This is a genomic window from Tardiphaga sp. GW821-FHT12E02, from assembly GCF_058807155.1.
In genome coordinates this window covers 1,377,436-1,388,788 of the sequence record NZ_JBXAQK010000001.1, presented here as the reverse complement: position 1 = coordinate 1,388,788, position 11,353 = coordinate 1,377,436, and the positions used below count along the sequence as shown (strand labels likewise).

Below are 11,353 nucleotides of genomic sequence, written 5' to 3'. Positions count from 1 at the left end.
GTCAGCGGGTTAATCTTGACAGTGGCAGAAATGCCGACTTTGGGGGGATGGGTGTAAATGTCGATTAACCCTCCCGTTTTAAGACTCGATTCACCCTCTTTCGTCACACGGGGTAACGAGAGAGTTTGAGTAACTTGGGTGGGTTTGACGTGCCGCTTGGCTTCGCACGCAGAGTAACATGGCGCCCTTCGCGCGCCGGCTTGAACGCCGGTCTGGCTTCGCTGGTGCTGATGGCCAGCGCGAGCTCCGTCCATAATGCGACGGCGAATGGTGAAACACGCACCCTCTCATTCTACCACACCCATTCGCGCGAAAGCGTCACCGTCACCTTCAAGCGCAACGGGCGCTATGACGAAGACGGCCTGAAGAAGCTCAATCACTTCCTGCGCGACTGGCGCAACCAGGACTCGACCACGATGGATCGACGCCTGTTCGACATCGTCTGGGAAGTCTATCGCGACGTCGATGGCACGCAGCCGATCCAGATTATTTCCGCCTATCGTTCGCCGGCCACCAACGCCATGCTGCGCCGTCGCTCATCCGGCGTGGCGCGCCACAGCCAGCACATGCTCGGCCACGCGATGGACTTCTTCATTCCAGGCGTGGCTCTCGAGAAAGTCCGCATCGCCGGCCTGCGTCTGCAGCGCGGCGGCGTCGGCTTCTATCCGACCTCCGGCTCGCCTTTCGTACATCTCGACACCGGCAGCGTGCGCCACTGGCCGCGCATGACCTATGCGCAGCTCGAGCGCGTTTTCCCGAATGGCCGCACGGTGCATCTGCCAGCCAGCGGCGGCACCATGCCGGGCTATCAGCTCGCGGCCGCCGAGATCCAGAAGCGCGGCTCCGGCGACAGCGTGAGCCTCGCCAGCAGCAAGCCGGGCAACCTGCTCGCTTCGCTGTTCGGCCGGAAGTCCTCGTCCGAGGATGAGGACGAGTCAGCAGCACCAGCGATCGCGCCGAGCAAGCCCACGCCTGCGCCGACAGTCGTCGCTGCGGCTGCGCCTGCGCCTGCGCCATCCGCCGATCCGGTGCCGATGCCGCGCGCCAAGCCGCCGGCGGCCAATGTGCAGCTCGCCTCGGCTGACACCGAGACCATCCCGCTGCCGCGTCCGAAGATGCCGATCCCGGCCACTGCTGCGCCGAAAAATGACGGCCGCCCGCAGACGCCGAGCGACATCATCAATGCTCGCGGGTTCTGGGATGACATCCCCGAGCCGAAGCAGGCGACGCCGCAACAGGTTGCCGCCCTCACCGCCCGTCAGGCACTCGATCGCATTGCCGAGCAGGAACAGGGCGTCAAAGAATCCACCTTCGCCAAGGCGCTGGCTTATGCGCCGCCGCGCAGCTCGCCGGTTGATCGCTCGCATGTGGTCGCCGCCAGCGCGCCGATCCCGCGCAGCATACGCCCGAATGTGCCGAACAGGAATTCGATGGTCGTGAACGAAGTCACGACTGTGATCGGCAAGAGCCTTGGCCAGTCCGGCCCGGTGGCGATTTCAACGCGTCTCACGGCAGCCTACATTCCAGAAAACCATATCTGGACCCGCGCGATGATCGTCGCACCGAGCGTGACGACGACGATGTCGGTCTCATCGATCGGCGACGGCGATCTCACCGTGCTGCGCGCCCATTTCGCCAAGCCACAGACGGTGGTGGCGATGAGCTTCTCGGATGATCCGCAGGCGGGCCTGGTGAGCGATCAGTTCACCGGCTCGGCGACGGCGAAGCTGGTGACCACGAGCTTCGCGATGCGGACTGCATCGCTGCGCTAGTCACCGCCTCTGCCAACACGTACCGTCTGCCATCACCCGCGAAAGCGGGTGATCCGGTAACCGGCGACGGCAGTAATGAAATCGGAAAGTCAGTGTCTACTGGGTCCCCGCTTTCGCGGGGATGACAGTCAGCGAACGAGGCTCAAGCCTCACAGCATCCCGAGTGCCTGCAGATAGGTTTCGAGAATCGTCTCCTGCTCGGCGCGCTCATTGGCGTCCTGCTTGCGCATGCGGATGATGGTGCGCAGCGCCTTCACGTCGTAGCCATTGCCCTTGGCTTCGCCATAGACATCCTTGATGTCGTCCGAGATGGTCTTCTTCTCTTCCTCAAGACGCTCGATACGCTCGACGATGGCTTTGAGCTGGTCCTTGGCGAAAGAATGCGTTGCCTGATCGTCCAGCACGGACGCAGCATTGGTGGCCATCGGAAACTCCTGAACTGATGGGATGTGATGTCGTGGGCGAGAGGCGCCGGTTATGGGCACCAGTCTCTTAAAAACTTGTCTCTATTTCGACACTCGCGGCGATGCCCGGCAGGGTCAAGCCGCGAGAAATGTCATCCACAGCGCCCCCACAGCTTTGATGGCGCGCCGTGGTTGCAGGCCACCTCAATGCGCCGGCTTCGCCTTCTCAAAAGCCGCAAGCTGGTCCGGCTTGGCTTCGCCCTGATGCAGCTGCTTCCAGGCCTCGTAAGGCATGCCATAGACCGCTGCGCGGCTCTCATCCTTGCTTAGCCCGACGCCCCGCTCGTCCGCGGCATCCTTCAGCCAGTTCGACAAGCAGTTGCGGCAGAAGCCGGCGAGATTCATCAGGTCGATGTTCTGGACGTCGGTGCGGCCCTGCAGATGCGCCACCAGCCGGCGGAACGCTGCGGCCTCCAGTTCGGTTTGTGTCTTGTCGTCGATCGCCATGACTGCATCCATTGATCCGGTAAGCTCGTAAGATGGGTTCTTTACCAGATTTCGCCATAACGCAGTGCAAACTGCGCAATCCCGCCGCTTTCGGTTCCTGACATTGACAGGCAAGTCATGCCACGCGAAACCGTCAAGGAACTGATATATATCGACGGCGAATGATCATCACGAATCCCCACCACTCCACCCGCATCCGCTGGGCCAGCCTGCTGCCAGTTCTGGCGGTTATGCTCGCCTGCATGTGGGCGACACCTGCGGCGGCGGATTTCCGGCTTTGCAACAACACGTCGAGCCGGGTCGGCATTGCGCTCGGCTACAAGGACGCCGACGGCTGGACCACCGAGGGCTGGTGGAACGTCTCGTCGCGGGCCTGCGAGACCCTGCTGCGTGGAACTCTGGTGGCCCGGTACTATTACATCTATGCCATTGACTATGACCGTGGCGGTGAATGGTCGGGTCAGGCCTTCATGTGCTCGCGCGATAAGGAATTCACCATCAAGGGCACCGAAAACTGCCTGGCGCGCGGTTTTGACCGGACAGGCTTCTTCGAAGTCGATACCGGTGAACAGCGGGCCTGGACGGTGCAACTGACCGAGACCAACGAACAACCGCCGAAGTTGCCGGGCCTGCCGGGCCCCGGTCCTGGAGGACCGCCTCCGGGGGCACCGGGTGCCGGCTTCCCTGCTTTGCCGAACAATCCGGGCAATGCCCCCGCCGGGCCGGCTCCCGCTCCGCCGGCCAAGCAATAAGACGAGCTGCGACATGAGACGACAACGCCGAATCAAGATTCTGGCCACGCTCGGCCCCGCCTCCTCCGACAGCGCGATGATCCGCAAGCTGTTCGAGGCCGGCGCCGACGTGTTCCGCATCAATATGAGCCACACGCCGCATGACAAGATGCGCGAGCTCGTGAAAACGATCCGCAATGTCGAGAGCAGCTATGGCCGCCCGATCGGCATTCTCGTCGATCTCCAGGGTCCGAAGCTGCGTGTCGGCGCCTTCGCCGATGGCGGTGTTCAGCTCAAGAACGGCGAAGCCTTTACGCTCGACTCCAATCCGGAGCCGGGCGACGGCACCCGCGTGCACCTGCCGCATCCGGAAATTCTCGCAGCGCTCCGCCCCGGCCACGCGCTGCTCATCGATGACGGTAAGCTCAAGCTGATCGCCGAGGAGACCTCCTCCGATCGCGCCGTGACCCGCGTCGTCGTCGGCGGCCGCATCTCGGACCGCAAGGGCGTCAGCCTCCCGGACACTGACCTCCCTGTCTCGGCCATGACGCCGAAGGATCGCAGCGATCTCGAAGCAGCGCTGGAAACCGGCATCGACTGGGTCGCGCTCTCCTTCGTGCAGCGCGCCGAGGACGTGCACGAAGCCAAGCGTTTGGTGCGCGGCCGCGCCGCCATCATGTCGAAGATCGAAAAGCCGCAGGCGATCGAGCGCCTCGACTCCATTCTCGAAGCCTCTGACGCGCTGATGGTCGCGCGCGGCGATCTCGGCGTCGAATTGCCGCTGGAGCGCGTGCCGAGCCTGCAGAAGCGCATGACCCGCATGGCGCGCCGTGCCGGCAAGCCGGTGGTCGTCGCAACCCAGATGCTGGAATCGATGATCCAGAGCCCGGTGCCGACCCGCGCCGAAGTTTCCGACGTCGCCACCGCCATTTATGAAGGCGCGGATGCCGTGATGCTCTCGGCGGAATCCGCCGCCGGAAAATTCCCGGTGGAAGCGGTCGCGACCATGAACCGCATCGGCGAAGAGGTCGAACGCGATCCGACCTATCGCAGCGTACTCACGGCGCAGCGCCCCGGCCCCGAAGCCACCGTCGGCGACGCCATCGCTGATGCTGCGCGGCAGATTGCCGAGACACTGGAATTGTCGGCGATCATCTGCTGGACCAGCTCTGGCTCGACCGCCATGCGCGTCGCCCGCGAACGGCCCAAGCCGCCGATCGTCGCCATCACCCCGAACCTCGCCGGCGGTCGCAAGCTCTCCGTCGCGTGGGGCGTGCATTGCGTCGTGGCCGAGGATGCGAAGGATCAGGACGACATGGTGGACCGCGCAGGACGCATCGCGTTTCGCGATGGATTTGCCAAGGCCGGCCAGCGCGTGATCGTCGTGGCGGGCGTGCCGCTGGGCACGCCGGGCGCGACCAACATGCTGCGCATTGCGTATGTTGGTTCGAACGATACGGGCGAGTAGTTTTTTTCTAACCTCTCCCCGCTCTTTGCGGGGAGAGGTCGCCGCTTCTTAGCGGCGGGTGAGGGGCATGGCACGCGCGTGCCGCAAGCATGCGCCATCGGATCTCTCAGAGATCCAAACACCGTCCGACAAAATTCTTCGTATCGATAGTTCAGAGCAAGGTGCTGGCCTGGTGCCCCGCCCCTCACCCGCCCCGGCTGCGCCGGGTCGACCTCTCCCCGTAAAGAACGGGGAGAGGTTAGAAGCCTCAGCCTTCCAGCTTCGCGTCCAGCGTGATCTCGGCGTTCAGCACCTTCGACACCGGACATCCCGCCTTTGCCTTGGCAGTGAGCTCGTCGAACTTCGCCTGATCCGCTCCCGGCACCTTGGCTGACAGCGTCAGATGGACTTTGGTGATCGCAAAGCCTTCGCCCTGCTTCTCCAGCGTGACATCCGCCTTCGTCTCCATCGCATCAGCCTTCAACCCGGCTTCGCCGAGAATCAGCGACAGCGCCATGGTGAAGCACGCGGCGTGTGCGGCGCCGATCAGTTCTTCCGGATTGGAGCCGGGCTTGCCCTCGAAGCGGCTGGCGAAGCCGTAGGGATAGTCCGCGAGCGCACCGCTCTTGGTCGAGATCGATCCCTTGCCGTCCTTGATTCCGCCCTGCCATTTGGCCGATCCGAATGTCGTGGTCATGCTCATGTCCTCATCTGGTTGTGAAATCGATCAGATATGATCCTAGCGCGACGCAGCCGTCGGATTTGTGTCAGCGGAGATCAATTTCTCGATCTCGCCGACCACCAGATCCGGCACCGCATTCTGCACCATATGACCAACGCCCGGCAGGAGAATTAGTTTGCCTTTCGAGACGGTCTCAATCAGCCGTCTTGAATGAATCTCGGGTGAGACGGTGGTGTCCGCATCGCCGGTGATGGCAACCACCGGCATCTGCAATTCGCCATAGCGTGGCGACTGCTCGGTCACTGCGGCCTTTAGTGTCACCAGATCCCAGGCATTGGCCAGAAATTCGCGCGGCCGCAGCAACAGCGGCACCGCGCTTTTGGCCACGTAATCATCCGGCATGGCTTGCGGCGCGAACACGCCGCGTGTGCCGGGTTCGGCCAGCAACAGGCCGAGCGGCAATGTGATCGTATAGGCCAGCAACGGCCCGATCACTGGCGTCGTCACCACAGCATTGTAGGTGCCGACACCACCTGGCCAGGAATAGGCCACGCCGGCGAGCGATACGAGACCTGCCACGCGCTGCGGATAATCGAGTGCCATGCGCAGGCCGAGCACACCGGCCAGCGAATGCACGACGACGATCGCCCGCTCGATCTTCAACTGACCGAGCACATCATCGATCATCTTGGCCTGAAGTGCCGGCGACAGATTCTCGCTGCGCGTGCTCCAGCCATGGCCGGGGCGATCAATCAAAATGACGCGATGCCTGTTCGCCAGCATGTCGCCGAGCGGCATGCGCATGGTACCGAGATTGGAGCTGGCGCCATGCACCAGCACGATCGGCGGCCCCTTCGCATTGCGCGGGCCGAGATCGAGGACATGCAGGCGCGCACCCGTCACATCGAAGAACTGGCCAGTCGGCGGATACTGCCTCTCAAGAAAGAACACGCCCACCTGCGTGGCCAGCGCCAACACGGCAAGCATGGCAACCAGCGCGACGGCGATCATTGAAAATGTCCGGGAGATTTTGTGCACGCATCAGCTACGCATGGGCGCCGGGCAGGTTTCGCATCCCAGCCTGTCACGCGTCCATTCCAAGTCGGCCCAGGCCCGGCAGCTTGATGGCAGGACGCCTGATGTCGAAACCAAGTACGGCGCCAAGCACATTCAACTCCACGCCCTCGATCCAGCCGACCGTCAGGCCGAGATAGCCGCCAAGCGTCGCGCGCACCCCGGTGCCCGAAGGCGTCCAGCCGAACGCATTGCCTGCGTAAGGAAAATCCTTGCCGATCGCAGTCGGCGGTAGCGTCACTTGCAGTTCCGGCACGGCAGCCAGAATGGCCGTCACGAATGTATTGGAATTGGGCCCCGGCCAGGCTCGGTAGTCGCCATCGGCGCGCCAGGAATAGCTGGCGATCGCCGCCTTGATCTTTGGGATCATCGCCTCCGCGGACGCGCCTTCGGCCGCCGCAATTGCCATCGGCTCATCGCCGAACCAGCGGCCATCGGCAGCAAAGCCGTTGAGACGAATCGGATCGCCCCAGGCGGTATAATCATAGCGCGTGTAGCGCGTTGCGCCCTTCTCCTTGAATACGACCCAGCTATGGACAGCGAAAATACCGCGCCAACGTACCGTGCGGGCAGCGAAGACACGCACCAGTGCGTCGGGATGTTCTGCAGCCGGCGGCAACAAGCCCGCGCTGGAGCGATCCGCGCTTTGCCAATTCACCGAACGATCGCCCGCAAAATATTTTGCGGCCGATACGCCGATGGGCACGACAAGCAGCGCGAGCAGAATGAGCACGATTTTTCTCACCGAAATGACCCGGAAGCGGAAGAAAGCGGGGATATCAGTGTGGATATGGGGCTTGCGCGGGCCTTCGCCACATTGCCTGCGACACAAAGTCAGCAGGAGCTGTCCACGCTATCCACAGGAACAGGACGCAATTGGGCAGGTTATTGCCACGATCGCGATGCGGAATGTCCGCCATGATCGCAAATGATCGAAGGTGGAGAATGAAAATGGCGCCCGATCTGATCGAAACCGATATCGACGAAATCGTGTCGACCTGTAACGGAGATCTGCGCGGCGCCGTGAAGGCTCTGTTGCTTGTCAACGAACAGCTCGAGACGGAATTGCAGCAACTTTACGCAGCGTCTGTTCGCGGTGGCGCGATCCGTCCCGGTACGGGCGCCGTGCATTAGGTAGCTTTAATGCTACTCTTACTGTCATCGCCCGGCTCGACCGGGCAATCCAGTCCGTAGGGCGGATAAGCGCAGCGTCATCCGCCGGCCGGTTTTATAATTGAAACTCCGCGGCGGATGACGGCTTCGCCTCATCCGCCCTACGATTGGTCGGTATCGCCGTGCATCAGGCGCGGCGCTTTTCCTGTTTCGAATCGACCGCCTCACCCTCGCCCGCAGCCTCTTCCTTCGCCGGCGGCGGCAATTGCATGATCACCGTCTGACTGCCCGGCGAGGCGATCTCGATTCCCTCTTCCTGCAGGCGCATCTTCATGCGGCGATTGAATTCGCGCTGGACAGCCCATCGGCCGGTATCCGTGCAACGGATCTGACCCGCGAGCGTCGCCATCGACCCATCGACTTTGTCGACGCCCCACAATTCGAGATCGCCGCGCATCAGCGGACGGAACGCATCTTCCTTGCGCATCTCGACCGCGATCTCCTTGAGGATCTCGCCGACGCGATCGGTGTCTTCCTTGAAACCGACGCTGACAGCGACTGCCGCATTGCCGGCGCCGCGGCTTGAATTGGTGATGGTCGTCACTGCGCTGAACGGAATGATATGCACCGAGCCGTCACCCGCGCGCAGGCGAATGGTGCGGATCGACAGGTTCTCGACCACGCCACTCAGTCCCGACACGGCAACCGTGTCGCCCACCTGCACCGTGCTTTCCAGCAGCAGGAACAGGCCGGTGATGACATCCTGCACCAGCTTTTGCGAGCCGAAGCCGATGGCGACGCCGAGAATGCCGGCGCCGGCCAGTAGCGGCGCGACATTGACGCCGATTTCGCTGAGCACAGTGAGCGCGATCACCGCAATGATCACGCCGAGCAAGGTGGTGCGGAGCATCGGCTGGAACGTGCGCAACCGCGCCGCGCGTGCGTAGTGGCCATCACGCGTGAGCGACGTGAGCTGACGCTCCATCACCGCATTTGTGCCTTCCCACACCACGGCTGCAGCGATCGCCGCAATCGCGACAGTGACGACGGCAGAGACCATTCGGCTGCCGATCTGGCCCCCATAGAACCAGACGATGGCGTTGACGCCCCAGACTTCCAGCAAAGCGACAAAGCCGATCACGGCGATGGTGGCAGCGACCACCTTGCGTAGCAGCGGCAGATAGCGATTGGCGCGTGTCTCCAGTCCCGGAAAGCGCTTCAGGACTTCCGGCTTGATACGGAAGCCGCGGTCGATCAGGCTGAGCGCCATCATCGAGACCAGGCGCGTGATCAGCACGACGATCACGGTGCCAACAATATATTGCAGCAGCAGTGCATAGCCGTTGCGGATGTTGAGCGCCCAGATGCCCCAGGCGGCCATCACGATGACGATGCCGAATACATGCCAGAGGCTCGCAAAACGGTTGCGCATGCCATTCAGGAAACCGGTCGCACCGACCGGACCACGCAGCGCATCGGCCACCGGCTTGCGACACTGCAGGATGATCACGACCACGAACATATGCACGACCAGCATCACCAGCTTGATCAGCGCGAGATGGGCGGAGCGATACAGGCCCATCATCAGTGCAACATTGGCAATGGCGATGCCGGTGGCGCCGACGCCGACAATGCGGCGCGTCCAGATTTCGAGATAGGCCGCCGTCTCTTCCTTCACCCGGAACAAAGCGAGCGGGCCAAACAAGGCGCGCATGCCGCAGACGATGGCGCGTGCCACGATGTAAGAGTTCACGATCGCGAGGATCGCGAGACGCGTGGTGCCGGCGTCACCGATCTGCGTGCCGAGCAGCAACGAGACGGTGCCGGTGAAGACGAAGATCGGGAACAATTCGAGCAACAATCGGCCGATCACATACGGCAGCCGCAGCAGCGATTGCCAGGCGCGAGTCAGGCTGCGCCGGCGCGTGTTGAGGTCAGGCACCTCGGTGACATCCGCCGTCGATGATGGCGGATCGGAGCGTTCGATCAATGCCGAAGGAGCGCGCGCGATAAACGGAATGCGTGCCTCGAGCGCCGCCTGTGGCCTGCGCAGCAGCCAGACCACGAGCCACTCGGCCGCAAGCGCGCCACCGAACACGACAACCAGCTTCCAGGCGATGTCGAACAGCAGATGATAGGTGTCGGGATCGTTGGCCGCGCTTTGCAGCCAGTACCAAAGCGCCGGAAAGCGGGTGACCGATTGCACCGCGGACGAGATTTCACGCGAGATGTCACCAAGCTGGTCCGCAATCGTCACCAGCAGCTGCGCGCCAAGACTGTCGGCATCGAGCGGGATCGCGGGCTTCTTCTCGGGCTCTGCGGGCTTCGCCTGCGCGATCGCCTGCAGCGTGTCGATCATCTCCTTGCGCTTGGCATCGTTTTGCAGCGTCTCCAGCGCCGCCTTGGCCTGCTCGGGCGTCAGTGTCGGTGCTGCGGCAGCCGCCGGCGCGTCGGCCTTCTGCGCCAGCGCAGGCGCGCTGAAAGGCGCAACCAGCAAAAGACATAGCAATGCGAAAAGCGGGAAAGACTTCTTCGCCAAAACGGGCCCCTTCACAGAATCCTGGAAAGCGCCCTTTTCGCCCATGTCATGTGTCGGAAGTTTGGTTCCTGGCGCCGAATGGTGCGAAAAACTGCTAAAGCACGGCAGAGCTGCGCTGGGCGGGACGCGTCAGATGTCGCGGCCTTCGACCTTTTCGGTCAGCGATTTAACTAAATCCGGTACCTTTTCGAGATGCGGATTGACGGCGAGGGCCTTGCGATAGGCCTCTAAGGCCCGCTTATCATCGCCGAATTCCTGCATGATCATGCCGAGACCGGCCAGTGCCCCGAAATGCCGGGGCTCGCGCGCCAGCACCTGCTCGATGTCCTCAAGCGCGCGGGTGTAGTCGTTTTGCAGGTAATACAGCGTCGCACGCCGGTTCCAGCCCTCGATGTAATCGGGCTTTAACTTGATGACAGCGCTGAGCAATTTCACCGAAACGTCGATCTGCTTGGCATCCAGCGCCGTTTTCGCGCGGGTCATCAGCAAAGCCGCGGTGTCGCTTTGGGTTTGCGACCACTGCGCCCAGATTCGACCTTCCACATGTTTGGCGCTGGCTTCATCCGGCGCGGCCTTCAGCGCGCCGAACAGAAAATCCAGCCCGCGGACTTTGTCCGCACCGATTTTCGGAAGCTTTTCAGGGGCTTGGGGGATGGCCTTTGGCGTGCTGGGCTGGACCGACTTGGGATCCTTGACCTGCGCGAACGCCGGTCCTGCCACCAAAAGGGTGGTGAGCAGAACGCCAAAGCCTGTGGTCCGGACTCGCGATGCCATTCGTGAAGTCTAGACACGAAAAAACGCGCTGCAAAGCGGCAGCGCGTCAAAGACCTGTGATATCGTGACGTCAGCCAGCAAAATGCCAGCCGAGCAACAACTTAGCCCTGACGAGCCTTGAAGCGGCGCTGGGTCTTGTTGATCACGTAAACGCGGCCCTTGCGGCGGACCAGGCGGTTGTCGCGGTGGCGAGCGCGCAGCGACTTCAACGAGTTACGGACTTTCATCGGTCAATCCTGAGTACTTGCGATCGTGACTTCAAAAGCCGCGCGTTGCAGGCTCCAAAATCAGCGAAAATGGGCTTTAACCC

12 protein-coding genes are annotated in these 11,353 nt (G+C 62.5%); 4 read left to right on the top strand and 8 right to left on the bottom strand.

What is annotated here, in order from left to right:
* Positions 1-134 precede the first annotated feature (134 nt).
* Positions 135-1,772, top strand: a complete 1,638-nt coding sequence (gene mepK, locus AC1RQ5_RS06555) for a peptidoglycan L,D-endopeptidase MepK (RefSeq protein ID WP_493203334.1) — start codon at positions 135-137, stop codon at positions 1,770-1,772.
* A gap of 149 nt (positions 1,773-1,921) precedes the next feature.
* Here the strand turns inward: mepK and AC1RQ5_RS06550 are convergent, their stop codons facing one another.
* A complete protein-coding gene (locus AC1RQ5_RS06550; RefSeq protein ID WP_211910252.1) occupies positions 1,922-2,197 on the bottom strand; it encodes a DUF2312 domain-containing protein in 276 nt (91 codons plus the stop codon).
* Positions 2,198-2,380: 183 nt separating this feature from the next.
* Positions 2,381-2,683 carry a DUF1244 domain-containing protein gene (locus AC1RQ5_RS06545; protein ID WP_493197760.1) on the bottom strand — a complete coding sequence of 101 codons (303 nt, stop codon included), beginning with the start codon at positions 2,681-2,683 and terminating at the stop codon, positions 2,381-2,383.
* 161 nt (positions 2,684-2,844) lie between these two features.
* Here AC1RQ5_RS06545 and AC1RQ5_RS06540 point away from each other — a divergent pair, with 161 nt between their 5' ends.
* Positions 2,845-3,435 (top strand): DUF1036 domain-containing protein, encoded by a 591-nt coding sequence (locus AC1RQ5_RS06540; RefSeq protein WP_493197759.1) that lies wholly within the window; start codon positions 2,845-2,847, stop codon positions 3,433-3,435.
* A gap of 13 nt (positions 3,436-3,448) precedes the next feature.
* Entirely contained in the window at positions 3,449-4,882 is a 1,434-nt protein-coding gene (pyk, locus tag AC1RQ5_RS06535; RefSeq protein WP_493197757.1) for a pyruvate kinase, read from the top strand.
* 247 nt (positions 4,883-5,129) lie between these two features.
* Here pyk and AC1RQ5_RS06530 read toward each other — a convergent pair whose 3' ends face one another.
* The 3 genes from AC1RQ5_RS06530 to AC1RQ5_RS06520 all read right to left on the bottom strand — a co-directional run bounded on the left by AC1RQ5_RS06530 (position 5,130) and on the right by AC1RQ5_RS06520 (position 7,350).
* Positions 5,130-5,558: an OsmC family protein gene (locus AC1RQ5_RS06530; RefSeq protein WP_398474823.1), complete on the bottom strand. Its 429-nt coding sequence runs from the start codon at positions 5,556-5,558 to the stop codon at positions 5,130-5,132.
* Positions 5,559-5,600: 42 nt separating this feature from the next.
* On the bottom strand, positions 5,601-6,554 hold the full coding sequence (locus AC1RQ5_RS06525) for an alpha/beta fold hydrolase (protein ID WP_493197755.1): 954 nt from the start codon (positions 6,552-6,554) through the stop codon (positions 5,601-5,603).
* 73 nt (positions 6,555-6,627) lie between these two features.
* The gene (locus AC1RQ5_RS06520) at positions 6,628-7,350 is read right to left on the bottom strand and encodes a DUF3750 domain-containing protein (protein WP_493197753.1); all 723 of its coding nucleotides are present in this window, start codon (positions 7,348-7,350) and stop codon (positions 6,628-6,630) included.
* Positions 7,351-7,568: 218 nt separating this feature from the next.
* On the opposite strand from AC1RQ5_RS06520, the gene AC1RQ5_RS06515 reads away from it, so the two are divergent.
* Positions 7,569-7,751 carry a hypothetical protein gene (locus AC1RQ5_RS06515; protein ID WP_398472507.1) on the top strand — a complete coding sequence of 61 codons (183 nt, stop codon included), beginning with the start codon at positions 7,569-7,571 and terminating at the stop codon, positions 7,749-7,751.
* A 166-nt stretch (positions 7,752-7,917) separates the two neighbouring features.
* Here AC1RQ5_RS06515 and AC1RQ5_RS06510 read toward each other — a convergent pair whose 3' ends face one another.
* The 3 genes from AC1RQ5_RS06510 to ykgO all read right to left on the bottom strand — a co-directional run bounded on the left by AC1RQ5_RS06510 (position 7,918) and on the right by ykgO (position 11,270).
* A complete protein-coding gene (locus tag AC1RQ5_RS06510) occupies positions 7,918-10,314 on the bottom strand; it encodes a mechanosensitive ion channel domain-containing protein (protein ID WP_493197751.1) in 2,397 nt (798 codons plus the stop codon).
* 84 nt (positions 10,315-10,398) lie between these two features.
* Positions 10,399-11,043 carry a tetratricopeptide repeat protein gene (locus AC1RQ5_RS06505; RefSeq protein WP_493197749.1) on the bottom strand — a complete coding sequence of 215 codons (645 nt, stop codon included), beginning with the start codon at positions 11,041-11,043 and terminating at the stop codon, positions 10,399-10,401.
* 101 nt (positions 11,044-11,144) lie between these two features.
* Positions 11,145-11,270: a type B 50S ribosomal protein L36 gene (ykgO, locus tag AC1RQ5_RS06500; RefSeq protein WP_011509735.1), complete on the bottom strand. Its 126-nt coding sequence runs from the start codon at positions 11,268-11,270 to the stop codon at positions 11,145-11,147.
* Between the last annotated feature and the right edge of the window lie 83 nt (positions 11,271-11,353).